Below are 20,018 nucleotides of genomic sequence, written 5' to 3'. Positions count from 1 at the left end.
GATGGATTGGCAACGCTACACGCTGCTCGGTGGAATTCTCGCAGTTCTCCTGGCACTTATCTTCCAGTGGAATGCATTTCAAGAGCAGCACGCTCCTGTGCTCGACCGCGAAACCGTCGTGCAAACGGGCGGCGCAACAAGCAGCCAAATTCCCACCGAAATCACTGCTAGCAGCGGCGACAGTGATGTTCCCCAGCTTCACTCCCAAGTGCCCGCGTCCAGCGAAGCAAGTGTCCTTGAGAACAAGCTGATCAGTGTTACCACCGATGTCTTTGACCTGTTAATCAATCCTCGCGGCGGTGACATCGTCAAAGTGGCACTGCGCAACTACCAGGAAAAGCTGGATACCCCGGATCAGCCCCTGATTCTGTTGAATCAGACCCGCAACCACACCTATATCGCCCAGAGTGGTCTTATCGGTAAAAACGGTACCGACAGCGCCGCCGGCCGCCCCCTATTCAAGGTGGAAAAAACCGAGTACGCGATGGTTGAGGGCGACGAGACCCTGATAGTGGACCTGACTCTGCACCAGAACGGCGCCAATATCACCAAGCGCTTCACCTTCACGCGCGGAGACTACCTGATCCAGGTGGCCTACCTGGTGGATAACACCAGTGATAAACCCTGGTCTGCCGCCATGTTTGGACAGATTAAGCGCGATACCAGCGAGCCCATCACCGACACGGGTTTCGGCATGTCGCCCTTCCTCGGCGCCGCCATACGCACCAACGAGAAGAATTACTTCAAGCAGGATTTCGACGAGATCGCCGAGAACCCCACCCGCGAAACCCTCCAGGGTGGCTGGGTAGCCATGGTGCAGCACTACTTTATCAGTGCCTGGGTGCCGTCTCAGGATGAGCGCAATACCTTTGAATTAAGAGAGCTGTCCAACGATCTCTTCCGCATGGGCTTTACCGCACCGCCGGTACAAATTCCCGCAGCCACCCAGGGCGAGCTGAGCGCTTCTTTCTACGCCGGCCCCAAGGACGTCTACCGACTGGAAGAGATCTCTCCCGGCCTCGACCTGACCGTGGATTACGGCTGGCTCTGGTGGATCGCCAAGCCCCTGTTCGGTGTCCTGCACTTTATCCAGGAGCATATTGTCAGCAACTGGGGCTGGGCGATTATCCTGCTCACCGTATTTATCAAGACCCTACTGCTGCCCCTGTCCGCTGCCGGCACCAAGTCCATGGCGCGCATGCGCAAATTTGCACCGCAGATGAAGAAACTGCAGGAGCAGTACAAGGGTAACCGGCAGAAGCTGGCGGAAGAGACTATGAAGCTCTACCGCCGCGAGAAGATCAATCCGATGGGCGGCTGCCTGCCGATCCTATTGCAGATGCCGGTGTTTATCGCGCTCTACTGGATGCTTACCGAAACCGTGGAACTGCGCCACGCGCCGTGGATTTTCTGGATTCAAGACCTGTCGGCGAAGGACCCCTTCTTTATCCTGCCGGTACTGATGGGCCTGTCTATGTGGTTTATGCAAAAGCTGAACCCGACTCCCCCCGATCCGACCCAGGCCCGCATCATGCAGTTGATGCCGGTAATGATGACCGTATTCTTCCTGTGGTTCCCGGCGGGTCTGGTTCTGTACTGGATTGCCAACAACCTGATCACCATTGCGCAAACCTGGTATATCAATAAGCAGGTGGACGCCGGTAAGTACTAATCCGTACTGATCAGTTCACAGCAAAATAAACAAGGGCCGCAAATGCGGCCCTTTTCCGTTCTGTCGAGTAAACTCAGCCGATGACACAACAAAGCCTCAATCGCGACACTATTGCCGCTGTTGCCACCGCGCCCGGACGCGGCGGTATCGGCGTTATCCGCCTATCGGGCACAAGCGCCCTGCAAATTGCCCAACAAATCTGTGGGGACAAACCTCTGCAGCCCCGCTCTGCCCACTACCGAAATTTTACCCACCGAGAACAGTTGATCGACCAGGGACTCGCACTCTATTTTCCCGGTCCCAACTCCTTTACCGGAGAGGATGTGGTGGAGCTTCAGGGGCACGGCGGCCCGGTGATCCTCGATCAATTACTGCAAGCCACGATCGAATTAGGCGCTCGCCAAGCCCGGCCCGGTGAATTTTCCGAGCGGGCTTTCCTCAACGATAAAATGGATTTGACCCAGGCCGAAGCAATCGCCGATTTGATCGACGCCGGCAGTGCCCAGGCAGCGCGCAATGCCATGCGTTCACTTCAGGGCGCTTTTTCCGAGAAAATCGAAGACCTGGTGGAGAGCCTCACCCACCTGCGCATCTATGTAGAAGCGGCTATCGACTTCCCCGAGGAAGAGATCGACTTTTTGGCGGACGGTAAAGTGGCGGCCGATATAGAGACCCTACTGGCACAGATGGTCGGTGTGGAAGCACAGGCGCGCCAGGGCGCCATAATGCGCGAGGGAATGCGGGTGGCAATCGCTGGCCGCCCCAATGCGGGCAAGTCCAGCCTGCTAAACACACTGGCTGGTCACGATGCCGCCATTGTCACCGATATTGCCGGTACCACTCGGGATATTTTGCGCGAACATATTCATATCGACGGCATGCCACTTCAATTTGCCGATACCGCCGGGTTGAGAGACGCCCCGGATAAAGTCGAGCAAATCGGTATTGAGCGTGCCTGGGAAGAAATCCACAGCGCTGACCGCGTATTGCTGGTTATGGATGCGGAACAGCTCCACTCCCTGGACCCCACACAAGTTTGGCCAGAATTTACCCGTCAGCTGAGAGATCTCAACAAGCTAACCCTGGTTCTGAACAAGATCGACCTCACCGACTACAGCGCCGGACTTCAGGCACATACCGAAGGCGTACCGGTCATTGCCATCAGTGCAAAAACTGGCGCCGGACTCGATGCTTTAAAAGAGCATTTAAAACAGAGTATGGGCTTCAGTGGTGCCGGCGAGGGAACATTCAGTGCCAGGCGCCGACACCTGGATGCACTCGGCCGCGCGCAAGCCTTTATACAGCAGGGTCAGCAACAACTTCACGCCAGTGGCGCAGGTGAGTTACTCGCCGAAGACTTGCGCCAGGCCCAACAGGCCCTGGGAGAAATTACCGGTACCGTTAGCGCCGATGAGTTACTCGGCAAAATCTTCGGCAGCTTTTGTATCGGCAAATAAATCCCCGCCCAGCCACTAAAGTTATCCCAAGGGGGAGGCCACTTTATCCTCCCTCACCTCTCCATTCCCCCCTTCCCAACATATTTCCCACGCCTTGTGCACAGGCTTAACCCCGATTTTCAGTGTTTGAAAATTTAGTCCCCATCCTTTCCCCTACTTATTAAAAAAAACCGCTAAAAACTTGCTGGAAAACCCGGCGCCATAAAATTTCCCTCCCCTAAAGTTATACATGTCCACGGGGATTTCCCGTGGATATCTTTTCACAGGCTTCTATCACCGATAACCCACATAAATTGAGTGGAGAAATTCACAGACTTATACAATATCCACGTTTACTCACAGCTAGCCCCCAGCTGTTATTACCAACTGCACACAAACGAGGACTTGAAATTACCAAGTGTGGGTAAAAGAGGGGATAAGCACCTGTGTAAACAACGAATGCTATGATGATAACTTTGCCGCCACAGCTAGGCGCGCAAAGTTGTCCCGGCTGTCCACAGCGCTCTACCAGGGTTGCTCCCCCTCGGGCCAAGGGGTTATTGCCCCCTTTTTCATTGCTGTAACTTATTGATTTGTAAAGGTTTTTTGTTTTTATACAGGATTCGGGGCGCCCTAATAGAAATAACTAAAGTAAATACTCTCTATAAGACATAATTTAATTTATCTATATAAACTTAAGACTGATCACAAAATTGCTTTCATCCAAAAGGTCACTTAGCAAGTCATTAACCTGATAAAGATAAAACTGGTCAGTTCAAATCCTTACTACAGGCGAGTGTTCAGGAATATGCAGACTGCTAATTGCTGACAGCTACCCACTGCCTATAAAATGTGCGCCCTCAGTTGTAACCAGTAGCAGCCATTATGGAATTCCCTAAAACCTATGATGTAATCGTGATCGGCGGAGGCCACGCAGGTACCGAAGCCTCATTGGCAGCCGCGCGTATGGGGGCTTCCACACTACTGCTGACTCACAATATCGAGACGCTCGGACAAATGTCCTGTAATCCGGCCATCGGTGGCATCGGTAAGAGTCACCTGGTGAAGGAAGTCGATGCCCTCGGTGGTGCCATGGCCACCGCCACTGATTTGGGCGGCATCCAGTTTCGCGTTCTCAATGCCCGCAAAGGCCCGGCTGTTAGGGCAACTCGCGCCCAGGCCGATAGAGCCCTGTATCGCGCTGCGATCCGCTCCATTCTGGAGGGGCAGGAAAACCTGCAGATCTTCCAGCAAGCGGCAGATGATCTGATTGTTGAAGGCGAACGGGTTGTCGGCGTTGTCACCAATGCCGGAGTGCGCTTTCGCGCCAAGACCGTAGTGCTGACCGCCGGGACTTTCCTCGGTGGCCGCATCCATATTGGCCTGGATAACCATGCCGGCGGCCGCGCGGGAGATCCGCCCTCGATTGCCCTGGCGGATCGTCTGCGCGAACTGCCTTTCCGCGTCGACCGTCTGAAAACCGGCACCCCTCCCCGTATTGATGCCCGCTCAGTAGATTTCAGCGAGCTGGAGGAACAGTGGGGAGATAGCCCCACACCGGTGATGTCCTACCTAGGCAGCCGCGATCAACACCCGCGCCAGGTCTGCTGTTGGATTACCCACACCAATGCCCGCACCCACGAAATTATCCAGGGCGGGCTCGACCGCTCGCCCATGTACTCCGGCGTGATTGAGGGCATAGGCCCGCGCTACTGTCCCTCCATCGAGGACAAGGTGCACCGCTTTGCGGACAAAGACAGCCACCAGGTGTTTATCGAGCCGGAAGGGCTGACCACCAACGAGCTGTACCCCAATGGTATTTCCACCAGTCTGCCCTTCGACGTGCAGATTGAGCTGGTGCACTCCATCAAGGGCTTTGAAAAGGCGCATATCACCCGCCCGGGCTATGCGATTGAGTACGATTTCTTCGACCCGCGCGATCTCCTGCCCTCCCTGCAAACCAAATTTATCCAGGGGCTCTACTTTGCCGGCCAGATCAATGGCACCACCGGCTACGAGGAAGCAGCCGCCCAGGGGCTCCTGGCCGGCGCCAATGCCGCCCTACAGGCCCAGGAGCGCGAAGCCTGGTCCCCACGTCGGGATGAGGCCTACCTGGGTGTGCTTGTGGATGATTTGATCACCAGTGGTACCAAAGAGCCCTACCGCATGTTTACCAGCCGCGCGGAATATCGCCTGCTGCTCCGAGAGGACAATGCTGACCTGCGCCTGACCGAAAAAGGTCGCGAATTGGGCCTGGTCGACGATACCCGCTGGGCCGCGTTCAGTGAAAAGCGCGAGGCGATCGCCCGGGAAACCCAGCGACTGCAAGATACCTGGGTGCACCCAAAGACGCCCCAGGCCGCCTGTGTAGAAAGCAAATTGCCGCAGCCGTTGGCGCGGGAGTACAGCCTGATGGACCTATTGCGCCGCCCGGAACTGGGCTATCGGGATGTGGCGGGCCTCAAAGGGGAAGCGGTAACCGACGAGCAGGTTGCCGAACAAGTGGAAATTTCGGCCAAGTACGCCGGCTATATCGATCGCCAGCGCGAGGAAATCGAGCGCTTGCAGGCCTACGAAGATACCCCGATCCCGGCGGACTTCGACTACAGCGATATTTCTGGTCTGTCCAATGAGGTTAAGCAAAAACTGGGAGAGACCCGCCCGGATACCCTGGCGCGGGCCTCGCGGATACCGGGGGTCACGCCCGCGTCCATATCCCTGCTGTTGATCCAGTTGAAAAAGCGCGGGCTGCTCAAGCGCAAAAAAGCGGTATAAATCGGTTTTCCACAGGGTATCCCGCGAGGCCCTGCGGGGATGTGAATTTCGCGGGACTACCGGGGGATAGACCCATTTCTCACTCAATGGAACAGTTTCGTCCGCGCCTGTTAGAGGCGGCGGCACAGATGTCGGTGGCACAGATGTCGGTGGCACTCAGCGAGCGCCAGCAGGATCAGTTACTGGAATACCTGGCGCTTTTCGCCCGCTGGAACAGTGCTTACAACTTGTCGGCCATCCGCGACCCAGAGCAGATGCTGGAGCGCCATATTATCGACAGCCTCAGTGTGGTAAATCTCTGTGGCGAGGGGTCGTTAATCGATGTGGGCAGCGGTGGTGGCCTGCCGGGGATTCCCCTGGCGATTGTGCACCCGGAGCGCGCCATCACCCTGCTCGACAGCAATGGCAAGAAGACCCGCTTCCTGTTCCAGGTGGCCAGTAGCCTGCCCCTGCCCAATATCACTGTCATCAATAAGCGGGTGGAAGCCTTTGTGCCGGAGCAGCCTTTTGCCGGCGTAGTGTCCCGCGCTTTTGCCTCTATCGAGGATATGGTCAATGGCAGTGAGCATATGTTGGCACCCGGCGGTCGTTTTTATGCCATGAAGGGCAAGTTGCCAGAGGATGAGTTGAGCGCTCTGCCAAAAGGCATTAAGGTCGAGCAGGTGCACCGTTTGTCGGTGCCCGGCTGCGACGGTGAACGCCATATGATTCAGCTCTGTCGCACAGCATAAGATGACAGTTGTGCGGGCCTGCCGCCCGCACAATTCAGCCCCATATCCAGGGGCACAACAGCCGCCGCCCGAAGCCGAGCCGGCGTCGGGGCAACGCACCCGGAAACAACAAAGGACAAGAACCTTGAGCAAGATATTTGCTGTGGCCAACCAGAAAGGCGGGGTGGGCAAGACCACTACCTGCGTCAACCTGGCCGCATCTTTGGTTGCCAACAAGCGGCGCGTATTGCTGATTGACCTGGACCCCCAGGGCAATGCCACCATGGGCAGCGGTGTGGATAAAAGTGACCTGGAGGTGTCCGGTTACGATGTGCTCGCCGCTGAACTGCCGGTGGAGCAGGCCATTGTATCCACAGACAGCGGTTTTGATTTGATTCCCGGCAACGGTGACCTGTCTGCGGCCGAGGTGGAATTGCTAAACCTGGAGGGGCGCGAATCCCGTCTGCACCGCGCCCTGGCGGCGGTGAGCAATCGCTACGACTACGTGATTATCGACTGCCCGCCATCGCTGAATATGCTGACGGTAAACGCCCTCTGCGCGGCGAATGGCGTATTGATTCCCATGCAGTGCGAGTACTACGCCCTGGAGGGGCTGTCGGCTCTGGTGGACACCATCACTCAGATCCAGCAGGCCGCCAATCCGGATCTGAAAATCGAAGGCATACTGCGCACTATGTACGATCCGCGCAACAGCCTCACCAGCGAAGTGTCGGCGCAGTTGCAGGAGTATTTTGGCGAGCGCCTGTACCGCACTTGTATTCCGCGCAATGTGCGCCTGGCGGAGGCCCCCAGTTTCGGCAAGCCGGCACTGGACTACGACCGCCACTCGAAAGGGGCAATTGCCTACCTGGCCCTGGCTTGTGAAATCAATCGCCGCCATCCCGCCAGCCAATCTTCCAACAAGAAAAACCGCCCTCTGGCGGAAGCCGTATAAGGGGGAATTACGATGGCCACAAAACGCAAAGGACTGGGCCGGGGGCTATCCCACCTGATCAGCAATAATGCCAGCACCGCGATCGCCGAGGTCACCGCTGAGGCTGAAACCCGCACAGTCGACGGCGAGCTAAAAGAATTGCCGATCGAGTTTTTACAGCGCGGCCGCTACCAGCCGCGCCGGGATTTTCCACAGGAATCCCTACAGGAGCTGGCGGACTCAATTCGCGCCCAGGGCATTATGCAACCGATCGTGGTGCGCCCTGTTGGCGAACAGAGCTATGAAATTATCGCCGGTGAGCGGCGCTGGCGCGCCGCCCAGCTGGCGGGACTGGATAAAGTGCCGACACTGGTGCGCAGCGTCTCCGATGAAGCCGCCATCGCCATGGCGCTGATCGAAAATATTCAGCGCGAAGACCTGAATCCGGTAGAGGAAGCTGTAGCCCTCAAGCGTTTACAGGATGAATTCAAGCTGACCCAGCAGGAAGTGGCCGACGCGGTGGGCAAATCCCGCACCGCAGTAACCAACCTGCTGCGCCTTTTGAATCTCAGCGAAGAGGTGCGCACCTTTCTCGAGCGCGGTGATCTGGAGCTGGGACACGCCAAGGCCCTGCTGGGTCTCTCCGGTGCCACCCAGCGCTCTGCCGCGCGCCAGGTGGTCGAGCGCAGTCTCACCGTACGCCAGACTGAGGCGCTGGTGCGTCGCCTGCAACAACCGGCGGCTCCCGCCCCGGAAAAACCCAAGCCCGACCCCAATATTCGCCGCCTAACTGAGCGCCTGGCAGAGAAAGTCGGTGTGCCCGTGTCTATCGATCACAACGACAAGGGCAGCGGCCGCCTGGTGCTCAAATACACCACCCTGGAAGAGTTGGATGGAATTCTCGCCCACCTCGGTTACGCCGAAGACTGAGCCCACAGAGAAATGCGCGTCCTAGTGGCGCGCGCAATAACTGTTGGCGAAGACTCACTGCGCGGAGTAATTCCGTGCAAAATCTCCTGAAAATCAAATAGGTTGACGACATTTGCCGGTTGAATCGGCGATGCTGTTGCCGCATAATTCGCACGCCCAAATTTTGGGCGGACAGCGCAAAAAAAGTCGGCTTATCCCGTCTATGACAAAACCCCCGGTATTACGAATCGCCGCGGTACAGCTTCTGCTGGTATCGGTGGCCAGTGCGGTACTGCACTTGAATGGCAAACCGGTGACGGCGCTCTCCGTACTGATCGGCGGCGCCCTGTGTGCGCTGCCCGGAGCATATTTTGGCAGGCGCGCCTTTCGCAACGGCGGTGCGCGCGCGGCCCATCGCGTGGTAGGCAACTTCTACCGCGCGGAAACCGGCAAATTTATATTGACCATGGCAGGTTTTGCGACGGTGTTTGCCACCGTCAAACCACTGAATGCCGCAGCGCTTTTTATCAGCTACGTCCTCTGTGTAATCGTGCAGTGGATTTTGGTAGCGCGTATGGTCCGCTAGCCGGTGGATAAGAAAAAAGAATTCTTACTTTTACGATTGTTGAGGAACTATGGCAGGCGAAGCTCAAACCGCGACGGGGTATATCCAACACCACCTGCAAAACATGACTTACGGCAAGCTGCCGGCCGGGTATACCCGCGCCGATGGCTCTGTGCTGAATGAGTCTACTTGGACTATGGCGCATTCCTCTCAGGAAGCTGCGGACATGGGCTTTTGGGCCCTGCACGTAGATACCCTGGGCTGGTCTATCGGCCTCGGTCTGATTTTCTGTTTTCTGTTTGCCCGCGCAGCCAAAAAGGCCAGTGTCGGTAAACCCACAGGCTTTCAGAGCTTTGTGGAGCTGGTTGTCGACTTTATCGACAAGTTGGTTAAGGAAACCTTCCCCCACCGCAACACCATGGTTGCCCCGATGGCCCTGACCATCTTTGTGTGGGTATTCCTGATGAACCTGATGGATCTGGTACCGGTGGACTGGTTGCCGATGGCGGCCGCGAAGATCTCCGGCAACGATCACCTCTTCTTTAAAGTGGTTCCGACCACCGACCCCAACGCGACCCTGGGTATGGCGTTGGCGGTGTTCGCGCTGATGATTTTCTTCAGTATTCGCGAAAAAGGTGCCATCGGCTTCCTTAAAGAGCTGACTTTGCACCCTTTCCATACCGGCAAACTGTACTTTGACATCCTGCTGATCCCGGTCAACTTCCTGCTGGAAGCGGTATCCCTGATCGCCAAGCCGATCTCCCTGGGCCTGCGTCTGTTCGGAAACCTCTACGCCGGTGAAATGATCTTTATCCTGATCGCGATTGTCTTTGGCGTTGGCGTTCTCGGCTTTATCGGTGCGGGCCTCCTGCACATGGGCTGGGCGATCTTCCACGTACTGGTTATCGTGCTGCAGGCGTTCGTATTTATGGTATTGAGCACTGTGTACATGGCGATGGCGCACCATCGCGACGATGAACACGAGCACGATCAATAAGTTTTTAACCCTTTTTTCAACCTTTACAACAACTCTTTAACTTTGATTTGGAGAACACAATGGAAGCATTAGGTCTGGTTTACATCGCAAGTGCACTGCTGATCGGTCTGGGCGCCCTGGGCACCGCTATCGGTTTCGGTACTCTGGGTGGCAAGCTGCTGGAAGGTTCCGCTCGTCAGCCTGAACAGGCTCCGGCTCTGCAGGGCAAAATGTTCCTGATGGCTGGTCTGCTTGACGCGGTTCCGATGATCGGTGTTGGTATCGCTATGTACCTGATCTTCGCCGTAGCTCCTGGTATGGCTTAATTACGTCGTTCCAATTGCCCTTAACCCTATTTAAAGAGCAAGAGGTGTCGGTGTGAATATCAACCTGACTCTAATCGGCCAGTCGATTACTTTCCTGTTTTTCGTCTGGTTTTGCTGGAAGTTTGTTTGGCCGCCGCTTTTGGGCGTGATGAAAGAGCGTGAGCAGAAGATCGCAGATGGTCTCGCTGACGCCGAACACGCGCAGAAAGATCTGGAACTGGCCAAGCGTAAAGCTGCCGAGCAGTTGAAAGAAGCCAAAGATCAGGCGAGCGAGATTATCGATGGTGCCAACAAGCGCGCCAATCAGATTCTCGACGAAGCCAAGCAAGCGGCACAGTCTGAAGGCGATCGCCTGAAAGCTGCGGCCAAAGCTGAGATCGACCAGGAAGTGAATCGCGCTAAAGAGCAACTGCGCAGCCGTGTGGCAGACCTGTCTGTCCTGGGTGCGGAGAAGATTCTCGCGGTCAATATCGACGCTAAGGCGCACGACGACCTGATCGATAAACTGGCAGCCGAGCTGTAAGCGAGGAACCCCATGGCGGAACTCAGCACACTGGCCCGGCCCTACGCTAAAGCCGCATTCTCCTATGCGCAGGATGCCAACCACTTAAGTGGTTGGAGCACTGCGCTGGATACTGCGGCAGCGGTCAGCCAGAACGAAAAAGTGCGTGAGCTGCTGGATAACCCCCAGCTCACCAGTGAAGAGCGCGCAGATAAATTCCTGTCGATCTGTTCAGACGAGCTCGGCGAGCACGGAAGGAACTTCATCCGGTTGCTGGCGGAAAACAACCGCCTGCAGCTGCTGCCGGAAATTTCCGAATTGTTCGAAGAGCTGAAAGCGCAAGCGGAAGCCACCCTCGAGGTGGAAGTTGTTTCCGCGCACGCCTTGAGCGATGCACAGGCGCAAGCGCTGGGTGAGAAGCTCAGCGCGAAGTTTGAACGCGAAATACATCTGCACAGCTCGGTGGACGAGAGCCTGCTGGGCGGCGCGATCATCCGCGCCGGTGATACAGTCATCGACGGTACCGTACGCGGCCGTCTGGCCAAGCTCGCCGAGGCGATGAACTCCTAAATTACTCTCCCCATCGGCGTTAGTCGGCGGGGACTTGAGGAACAGAGCATGCAGCAACTGAATCCCTCTGAGATCAGTGAAATCATCAAGAGCCGCATCGAAAATCTCGATGTGAGCACTGAAGCCCAAAATGAGGGCACCATTGTTTCCGTATCCGACGGTATCATCCGCATTCACGGCCTGGCCGATGTGATGTACGGCGAGATGATCGAGTTCGAAGGCGGCGTTTACGGTATGGCGCTGAACCTGGAGCGCGACTCCGTTGGTGCTGTAATCCTGGGCGACTACAAGACTCTGGCAGAAGGCCAGAAATGTCGTTGCACCGGCCGTATCCTGGAAACCCCGGTTGGTCCGGAACTGCTCGGCCGCGTTGTAGACGCGCTGGGTAATCCGATCGACGGCAAGGGCCCGCTGAACAACAAACTGACCGACGCGGTAGAAAAGGTAGCGCCCGGCGTTATCGCCCGTCAGTCCGTTGACCAGCCTGTACAAACTGGTTTGAAAGCGGTTGATACCATGATCCCGATCGGCCGTGGCCAGCGTGAGCTGATCATCGGCGACCGTCAGATCGGTAAGACTGCTGTGGCGATCGACGCCATCATCAACCAGAAAGGCACCGGCGTTAAGTGTGTCTACGTTGCCGTGGGCCAGAAGCAGTCCTCTATTGCCAACGTAGTGCGCAAGCTCGAAGAGCACGGCGCTATGGAGCACACCATCGTAGTCGCCGCTGGCGCCGCCGATCCGGCAGCGATGCAGTTCCTGGCTCCCTACGTCGGCTGTACCATGGGTGAGTACTTCCGCGACCGCGGTGAAGACGCCCTGATCGTATACGATGACCTGACCAAGCAGGCTTGGGCCTACCGTCAGATCTCCCTGCTGCTGAAGCGTCCGCCTGGACGTGAAGCCTACCCCGGTGACGTTTTCTACTTGCACTCCCGTCTGCTGGAGCGCGCCGCGCGTGTAAACGCCGACTACGTAGAGAAGTTCACCAACGGTGAAGTGAAAGGCAAGACCGGCTCTCTGACCGCCCTGCCGATCATCGAAACCCAGGCCGGTGACGTATCCGCGTTCGTACCGACCAACGTGATTTCCATTACCGATGGCCAGATCTTCCTCGAGACCGATCTGTTCAACTCCGGTATCCGCCCTGCGATCAACCCGGGTATCTCCGTATCCCGTGTAGGTGGTGCAGCGCAGACCAAGGTGATCAAGAAGCTGTCCGGTGGTATTCGTACCGCACTGGCTCAGTACCGCGAGCTGGCGGCATTCTCCCAGTTTGCCTCTGACCTGGACGAAGCTACCAAGGCCCAGCTGGACCACGGTGAGCGCGTAACCGAGCTGATGAAGCAGAAGCAGTACTCTCCGCTGTCTATCGCGGACATGGCTGTTTCCGTTTACGCCGCCGACAAGGGTTACCTGAAAGAAGTAGAAGTTGCCAAGGTTCTCGATTTCGAAGCCGCCCTGCTCGCTTATATGAACAGCGAACACGCAGAGCTGATGGAGAAAGTGAACGCGACTGGTAACTACAACGACGAAATCGACGCAGCTTTCAAAGCCGCTATCGAGAAGTTCGTCGCTACTAGCAGCTGGTAAGAACTCCCTGGAGAGCGCGAGAGAGCGGCGTGTCCGCTCTTTCGGAATCTAACTTCCAGCGAACAAGGTAAATCACTATGGCAGGCGGAAAAGAAGTACGCACAAAAATTGCCAGCATCAAGAGCACGCAGAAAATTACTGCCGCAATGGAAATGGTTGCAGCCAGTAAGATGCGCAGGGCTCAGGATCGCATGGCACTGGGGCGTCCCTACGCCCAGCGCATACGCGCAGTGATCGGCCACGTCGCCAACGCTTCGGCCGAGTACCAGCATATTTACCTGCAAGAGCGCGAGGCCAAGCGGGTCGGTTTTATCCTGGTATCCACTGACCGCGGACTCTGTGGTGGCCTGAACGTCAATATGTTCAAAGCCGCTATTCGCGAGATGCAGGCGTGGTCCGAGAAAGGGGTCGACGTCGAAGTCTGCGCGGTAGGTAACAAGGCGGCCAGTTTCTTTAATGCCATCGGCAGCAAGGTTGTCGCAGCGGTGCGCGATCTGGGCGATGCGCCCCAGGCCAACCAGCTGATTGGCTCAGTAAAAGTAATGCTGGACCGTTACGCACAAGGCGATATCGATCGCCTGTTCCTGGTATCCAATGAGTTTATCAACACCATGTCCCAGAAGCCGCAGGTTGAGCAACTGCTGCCGCTGCCAAAGGACGAAGATGAAAAACTCATGCACGAGTGGGACTACCTCTACGAGCCGGATCCGGTTGAATTGCTGGATGGATTGCTGGCTCGCTATATCGAGTCCCAGGTATACCAGGCAGTAGTTGAAAACAAAGCCTGTGAACAGGCAGCGCGTATGATCGCGATGAAGAGCGCCACCGATAACGCCGGTGAGCTGATCGATCAGTTGCAGCTTGTCTACAACAAGGCGCGCCAGGCGGCCATTACCCAGGAACTGTCCGAAATTGTCGGCGGTGCGGCGGCGGTTTAATCCGCTGCCCCTACCAGTAATGGTCAGCCTAGAAAGAATTTAAAGCTGAGGATCCGGAAATGAGTAACGGGCAAATTGTGCAAGTGATCGGAGCGGTCATCGACGTGGAATTCCCACGCGATTCTGTTCCGAATGTATACGACGCACTGGTGGTTGAGGACAAGAACCTCACCATGGAAGTGCAGCAGCAGTTGGGTGACGGCGTGGTACGCGCTATTGCCATGGGTTCATCCGAAGGTATCAGCCGCGGTCTGCCCGTGCGCAATACTGGCGCTCCGGTTTCCGTACCGGTTGGCCTGGAAACCCTCGGTCGCATCATGGACGTACTCGGCAACCCGATTGACGAGTGTGGCCCTATCGGTGAGAAAGAGCGCTCCTCTATCCACCGCGCTGCGCCGACCTACGAAGAGCAGTCCAGCTCTACCGAACTGCTGGAAACCGGCATTAAGGTAATCGACCTGGTTTGCCCGTTCGCCAAGGGTGGTAAGGTTGGTCTGTTCGGTGGTGCCGGTGTAGGTAAAACCGTAAACATGATGGAACTGATCAACAACATCGCAACCGAGCACTCCGGTCTGTCCGTGTTCGCAGGTGTTGGTGAGCGTACCCGTGAAGGTAACGACTTCTACTACGAGATGGCTGAATCCAAAGTTGTAGACTTGGAAAACAAAGCCAACTCCAAAGTGGCGATGGTTTACGGTCAGATGAATGAGCCGCCCGGCAACCGTCTGCGTGTAGCCCTGACCGGCCTGACCATGGCGGAGAAATTCCGTGATGAAGGCAAAGACGTACTGCTGTTCGTCGACAACATCTACCGCTACACCCTGGCCGGTACCGAAGTATCCGCACTGTTGGGCCGTATGCCTTCTGCGGTAGGTTACCAGCCGACCCTGGCGGAAGAGATGGGCGTTCTGCAGGAGCGTATTACCTCCACCAAGACCGGTTCTATCACCTCTATCCAGGCGGTATACGTACCGGCGGATGACTTGACTGACCCGTCTCCGGCGACCACCTTCGCGCACTTGGACTCCACCGTAGTACTGAGCCGTGATATCGCCGCTAAAGGTATCTACCCGGCTGTTGACCCGCTGGACTCCACCTCTCGTCAGCTGGACCCGCAGGTAATCGGTCAGGAGCACTACGAAGTGGCTCGCGGCGTACAGTCTGTACTGCAGCGCTACAAAGAGCTGAAGGACATCATCGCGATTCTGGGTATGGACGAACTGTCTGAAGAAGACAAGCAGACCGTAGCCCGCGCGCGTAAGATCGAGCGTTTCCTGTCCCAGCCGTTCCACGTTGCGGAAATCTTCACCGGTGCACCAGGTAAATACGTTTCCCTGAAAGAAACCATCCGTGGCTTCCAGGGCATCCTGGGCGGTGAATATGACCACATGCCGGAACAGGCCTTCTACATGGTGGGAACCATCGACGAAGCTGTGGAAAAAGCCAACAAAGCCAAGGGCTAATCGAGAGAGGCATATACTATGGCCATGACAGTACATTGTGACATTGTCAGCGCCGAGCAGTCTCTCTTCTCCGGACTGGTAGAGATGGTGATTGTGAGTGGTATCGAGGGTGAGCTGGGTCTCTCCTACGGTCACGCTCAGTTGCTCACCGCTCTGAAAGCCGGTCCGGTGCGCATCATCAAGCCCGGTGGTGAAGAGGAAGTACTGTTCGTCAGCGGTGGCTACGCCGAGGTACAGCCTAATATGGTGACTATCCTCGCCGATGTAGCCGAACGTGAGATCGACGAAGAAGCTGCGCAGAAGGCCCGCGAAGAAGCGGAACACGCCCTGCACAAGGCGCCGTCTGACGTCGACTACGCGCGCATCTCAGCCCAGCTGGCCGAAGCCGAAGCGCGTCTGCGTACCATGCAGGCAATCCGCAAGGCGGCCGGTAAGTAAGCAGTTCTTACCTTCTCGTAAGGCCTGTTTCCAGGCGATAAAAAAAGCAGCTTCGGCTGCTTTTTTTATATCTATTTTTCGTGTGCCTCCTTAAAGCCTCCCTGTTTATATATGAGCCGCTACTCCTCTAGGTCAAAGAGCATTGATATTGAAAACCTCTATTAAAAACTACTTATTAATAACTTTCCTGCTGTGTTTAATGGTTGGATGCGGAGGCGGTTCCTCTTCAGGGAACAGCGTGGGAGAGGAAACCGATAGTGAATACCCCAGCGCAAGTATTGCCTTCCCCGCTAGCGACGGTCTGTGGAGTGATAAAGAGCAGCTTGTTGTGCGTGGTAGTGCAAATGATAATGTTGGTGTTGCCAAGGTATCAGTAAATGGCGTTGACGCAACATCAGATGATGATTTTGCAACCTGGCAGGCTGAGATAACACTTGAGGAAGGCACTACGACTAGCATTAACATTGAGGTAACAGATGTTAATGGGAATACCTCCCCAGCTGCTGCCTCAGTGAGTGTTAATAGCTATGATGGATTTAATAGCTACAGATTTTGCGGTCCGTTGGCGTTCGATAGCGATAGAAACCTCGCATATACCTTTAACCCCACTAGGGTATTAAATCTGGAAAGTATGCGGGAAGATTATATTTCCTCAGAGTTCTCCGATGTGGTCGGAGCTGAATTTGACCAGGCTACGGGTAATTTCTTAATCATCCAAAATGACCAGTTAATTTCTGTCGATCGTGAGTTTAATAGCTTAAATATCATTTCCGAGTCAGGGGATGATTCCCTGTCATTCGGGAGTAGACCACAAATTTCTATTGATGTTAGTTCTGGGGATATCTATGTACAAAATTATTTTCCGAGCTATCTAATAAAAGTAGATCCCACCACCGGGGAGCGTGAAAAAATATCTTCTTTTAATTATGAAGATGGAAGCTCTGTAGGTTATTTCAATCAGGGATTCGAAATTGTCGATGGGCGATTTTTTGTCGTGAGCGAGGATGGATTACTGGAGTTAAATCCTGTCACCTGGCAGGCAACCGAATTATCAGGAACGAGTGTAGGCTCGGGTGAGTCTCTACAAAGCTTGACAGGTTTAACTATCGATTTGGAAGCTAATTTAGCTTATGCCACCGATTTTCACGGTAAAGTACTTGAAATCGACCTAGTTAGTGGTAATCGAAAGTTATTATCATCAGTATTTGATACAGGTAGTGACAACCTGGATTTTGACTACGCGAGAAACGGAATCATTGATACAGGAAAATCAATCTTAGTTAACTCGTGCTCAACAGGGCATACTTTTTTGGTTAGCAAGGAAGATGGAAGTCGAATATTAGTATCAGAAAAAATAAGAGGAGAAGGTCCTCTTCTCTCGACTAACACTGACTTGGTGTATGATGAGTACAATGAAAGACTTCTTCTGCTTAATGACAACTATGCAGAATCTCGCTACTCTAATTTTGAATATAAAAAAATTGATCAAATAATTGCGATATATCCACAGAGTGGTAATAGGGAGATTATATCCGGCCCTAATAAAGGAGAGGGGCTGATAGAGGAATACTTCCACGATTTGGCAGTTGATAAACGCAACGGAGATATCTATGTAATAGAGCCAGATTCCCAAAGTATAGTTAAAGTAGACCCTATAACCGGAAATAGATCGATCGCTTCTGGGGGGGATATCGGCTCTGGTGATGCATTTAATGGCGTTAGTGGTATAGCTATAGATACCCTCAAGGATAGAATACTGACAGTTTCTGGGAATTATTTAACTTCTGTAGATTTACAGTCTGGTAATCGTACCCCTATTATATCGTTCTCCACATTGGATATTTGGTATCCAAATCATCTGTCAATAAATGAATCATCTACAAAAATTTATATTTCAGATACTCTTGGAAGTGTTGTTGAATATGATTTGGAAAATGAAGTCTATGGAATCATATCGAGTAATGAAATTGGTACTGGAGAGAGTATTCACGAATTAAGCTATATAGCCTATAGCAGTGAAGATGATCTAATATTTGTAGAAGATTACAATCACACAGAAAGCGATGATGAAACAATTAACATGGAACTTTTGGCTATAGATAGAGAAACCGGAAATAGGACCCTACTTTTAAATGCCGTACAACAAGAGTGGGAGGATATGTTACTTACTCCAGCAGTAGATCAAGCTAATAATATTCTGTATATATCTATGCCAAATCGAGGTGTTGCTGTTTTTGATGTAGAAACAAAACAATATTTAATGATATCGCAGTGATATATCTAGTCAGTATCGGCTTTATAGTCGCTACCGGACTATAAAAAAGGAGCCTTTGAATCGCTATTCAGAGGCTCCCTAGATCAAGTATAGGAAGACTATAAAAAATAGACTATTTTTTATCGCCCATAATATAAGTGCTGTGTATGGCGCGATCATCACCAAGTACCTGAAGGGCAAATAGTTTTTCTTCAATGGTTTTCACAGATTTCATTCTAAATTTCATTAAATCCGTAGCTTCTAAATCAATTACGATAAAATCTGCTTCTTTACCCTCTTCAAAATTGCCGACCTTATCATCGATATCCAGTGCCTTGGCTGATCCTAAAGTGGCTAGATAGAATGCTTTAAACGGAGAGAGGGTTTTCACTCCAGTGTTATTGCCGATAGATTTTTGCAATTGAATGACTTTATAGGCCTCATCCATAGTGTCTAGCATGGAAAAGCTGGTGCCAGCTCCAACATCCGTCCCCAGGCCCACATCAACTTTGATTTCTTCCGCTCTATTTAGAGGGAATAAACCACTGCCTAAAAACAGATTAGAAGTTGGACAAAAAGCGATGGCACTGCCAACTGCTGCCATACTCTTCATTTCCTGATTATCGAGATAGATACCGTGGGCGAATACTGAATGATCGCGATTCAATCCATACAAGTTATAAACGTCCAGATAGCTTTTGGCTTCTGGGAATAGCGATTTTACCCAGTTGATTTCGTCTTTATTCTCGGAAACATGAGTGTGCATATACACATCAGGATATTCATCCAGAAGTTTAGCGGCTTGCCTGAGTTGATCTGGCGTACTGGTCGGAGCAAATCTAGGGGTGATGGCATAGCTCAGGCGGCCCTTGCTATGCCATTTCTCGATAAGTGCCTTGCTGTCCCTATAAGCGCTTTCTGGTGTGTCCTGTAAGTATTCCGGTGCATTGCGATCCATCAGGACCTTGCCGGCGATTAGGCGCATATTCTCCCGCTGAGCGACTTCAAATAGTGCGTCTACAGATTCCGGATGAACCGTACCAAATACCAAAGCGGAAGTTGTGCCATTTTTTTGTAACTGATCAACAAAGAACTCGGCAACTTCTTTTGCATGGCGCTTTTTAGAAAACCGTCTTTCAGTTGGAAATGTGTATTCTTTGAGCCACTCCAGTAACTGTTCGCCGTGGGCGGCAATCATACCGGTTTGCGGATAGTGAATATGAGAGTCGATAAAGCCGGGCAGTATTAATTTTCCACGATAATCTATAACTTTAGCGTGTTTACTCGCAATGTCTTCCGCAGAAATAATTCCAGCGAATTTTCCATCTCTAACTATTAGCCCACCATTTTCAGTGTATTCATACGCTTGATTCGTTTCCTCCGGATCGGCTGTAAAATGCAGTATGTCGCCTTGATAGATCGTAGTCTCTGCATAGACTGAGACACTAGAGCTAAAAATTAATAAAAATAATTTGGTTATACTTGATTTTATGTTGATATTTGAGAGAAAAAATCTGACCACCTGTTTACTCCATTAGAATAATAAGCAAACCTACATATTTAGCATTTGATAACTAACGTGACAAATTTATTTCAAGTGGTTACAAAAATCTCCGGAATACAAAAAAACAAATTGATTTATTAATTTAGTAAGAATCTTTTTAAAAATAGTATTATTTGATTCTTCTATCTTTCTTTTAGATAAAATTTAATATATCTCTGCTAAACTTATACCTATGCGTAGGTGGAAGGATCTCAATCCATGTTCAGATATCCAGATCATGTAACAGTTGTTGTTACTAACCTAGAGGAGGCTGTCAGTTTTTTTGAGCTTTTGATCAAAAGTTTTCTCAGCGGGGAAAAAGCGTCACGATATCTACAAGTTGATAATGTAGAAGCAGATCATTTTACCATGATACTAAAGCAGTCTTCTCCAAAGTTCGAGATACAGCTACTT

The 20,018-nt window shown here is 53.0% G+C and carries 17 protein-coding genes; 16 read left to right on the top strand and 1 reads right to left on the bottom strand.

Annotated features, from left to right (window positions below; genetic code table 11):
* The first annotated feature begins 1 nt into the window (after window position 1).
* From yidC to ACJJIF_RS14865, 16 genes are all read left to right on the top strand, one after another.
* Window positions 2-1,672, top strand: a complete 1,671-nt coding sequence (yidC, locus tag ACJJIF_RS14940; RefSeq protein ID WP_444929125.1) for a membrane protein insertase YidC — start codon at window positions 2-4, stop codon at window positions 1,670-1,672.
* Between the two features lie 80 nt (window positions 1,673-1,752).
* Window positions 1,753-3,129, top strand: coding sequence for a tRNA uridine-5-carboxymethylaminomethyl(34) synthesis GTPase MnmE (gene mnmE, locus ACJJIF_RS14935; protein WP_444929124.1), 1,377 nt, complete (start codon window positions 1,753-1,755; stop codon window positions 3,127-3,129).
* A gap of 864 nt (window positions 3,130-3,993) precedes the next feature.
* Window positions 3,994-5,883 (top strand): tRNA uridine-5-carboxymethylaminomethyl(34) synthesis enzyme MnmG, encoded by a 1,890-nt coding sequence (mnmG, locus tag ACJJIF_RS14930; RefSeq protein WP_444929123.1) that lies wholly within the window; start codon window positions 3,994-3,996, stop codon window positions 5,881-5,883.
* An 86-nt stretch (window positions 5,884-5,969) separates the two neighbouring features.
* Window positions 5,970-6,614 (top strand): 16S rRNA (guanine(527)-N(7))-methyltransferase RsmG, encoded by a 645-nt coding sequence (gene rsmG, locus ACJJIF_RS14925; RefSeq protein WP_444929122.1) that lies wholly within the window; start codon window positions 5,970-5,972, stop codon window positions 6,612-6,614.
* A gap of 124 nt (window positions 6,615-6,738) precedes the next feature.
* Window positions 6,739-7,548, top strand: a complete 810-nt coding sequence (locus tag ACJJIF_RS14920) for a ParA family protein (RefSeq protein WP_444929121.1) — start codon at window positions 6,739-6,741, stop codon at window positions 7,546-7,548.
* Window positions 7,549-7,560: 12 nt separating this feature from the next.
* A complete protein-coding gene (locus ACJJIF_RS14915) occupies window positions 7,561-8,457 on the top strand; it encodes a ParB/RepB/Spo0J family partition protein (RefSeq protein ID WP_444929120.1) in 897 nt (298 codons plus the stop codon).
* A 202-nt stretch (window positions 8,458-8,659) separates the two neighbouring features.
* Entirely contained in the window at window positions 8,660-9,022 is a 363-nt protein-coding gene (locus ACJJIF_RS14910) for an ATP synthase subunit I (RefSeq protein WP_444929119.1), read from the top strand.
* Between the two features lie 49 nt (window positions 9,023-9,071).
* Window positions 9,072-9,998, top strand: coding sequence for a F0F1 ATP synthase subunit A (atpB, locus tag ACJJIF_RS14905; RefSeq protein ID WP_444929118.1), 927 nt, complete (start codon window positions 9,072-9,074; stop codon window positions 9,996-9,998).
* Between the two features lie 59 nt (window positions 9,999-10,057).
* Window positions 10,058-10,303: a F0F1 ATP synthase subunit C gene (gene atpE / locus ACJJIF_RS14900; RefSeq protein ID WP_444929117.1), complete on the top strand. Its 246-nt coding sequence runs from the start codon at window positions 10,058-10,060 to the stop codon at window positions 10,301-10,303.
* Window positions 10,304-10,355: 52 nt separating this feature from the next.
* On the top strand, window positions 10,356-10,826 hold the full coding sequence (locus ACJJIF_RS14895; protein WP_444929116.1) for a F0F1 ATP synthase subunit B: 471 nt from the start codon (window positions 10,356-10,358) through the stop codon (window positions 10,824-10,826).
* 12 nt (window positions 10,827-10,838) lie between these two features.
* Window positions 10,839-11,375: a F0F1 ATP synthase subunit delta gene (locus ACJJIF_RS14890; RefSeq protein WP_444929115.1), complete on the top strand. Its 537-nt coding sequence runs from the start codon at window positions 10,839-10,841 to the stop codon at window positions 11,373-11,375.
* Window positions 11,376-11,423: 48 nt separating this feature from the next.
* The gene (gene atpA / locus ACJJIF_RS14885) at window positions 11,424-12,968 is read left to right on the top strand and encodes a F0F1 ATP synthase subunit alpha (protein ID WP_444929114.1); all 1,545 of its coding nucleotides are present in this window, start codon (window positions 11,424-11,426) and stop codon (window positions 12,966-12,968) included.
* A gap of 77 nt (window positions 12,969-13,045) precedes the next feature.
* Window positions 13,046-13,906: a F0F1 ATP synthase subunit gamma gene (gene atpG / locus ACJJIF_RS14880; RefSeq protein ID WP_108735089.1), complete on the top strand. Its 861-nt coding sequence runs from the start codon at window positions 13,046-13,048 to the stop codon at window positions 13,904-13,906.
* 59 nt (window positions 13,907-13,965) lie between these two features.
* Window positions 13,966-15,369, top strand: coding sequence for a F0F1 ATP synthase subunit beta (gene atpD, locus ACJJIF_RS14875; protein ID WP_444929113.1), 1,404 nt, complete (start codon window positions 13,966-13,968; stop codon window positions 15,367-15,369).
* A gap of 18 nt (window positions 15,370-15,387) precedes the next feature.
* Window positions 15,388-15,807: a F0F1 ATP synthase subunit epsilon gene (locus ACJJIF_RS14870; RefSeq protein ID WP_444929112.1), complete on the top strand. Its 420-nt coding sequence runs from the start codon at window positions 15,388-15,390 to the stop codon at window positions 15,805-15,807.
* Between the two features lie 148 nt (window positions 15,808-15,955).
* Window positions 15,956-18,082, top strand: a complete 2,127-nt coding sequence (locus ACJJIF_RS14865; RefSeq protein WP_444929111.1) for an NHL repeat-containing protein — start codon at window positions 15,956-15,958, stop codon at window positions 18,080-18,082.
* Between the two features lie 112 nt (window positions 18,083-18,194).
* Here ACJJIF_RS14865 and guaD read toward each other — a convergent pair whose 3' ends face one another.
* Complete coding sequence (gene guaD / locus ACJJIF_RS14860; protein WP_444929110.1) at window positions 18,195-19,583, bottom strand: guanine deaminase; 1,389 nt, start codon at window positions 19,581-19,583, stop codon at window positions 18,195-18,197.
* Between the last annotated feature and the right edge of the window lie 435 nt (window positions 19,584-20,018).

This window comes from Microbulbifer regidiadema (SeqCode) (assembly GCF_052467605.1).
The sequence above is the reverse complement of the archived record's forward strand: the minus strand, read 5'-3'. Positions and strand labels throughout refer to the sequence as shown.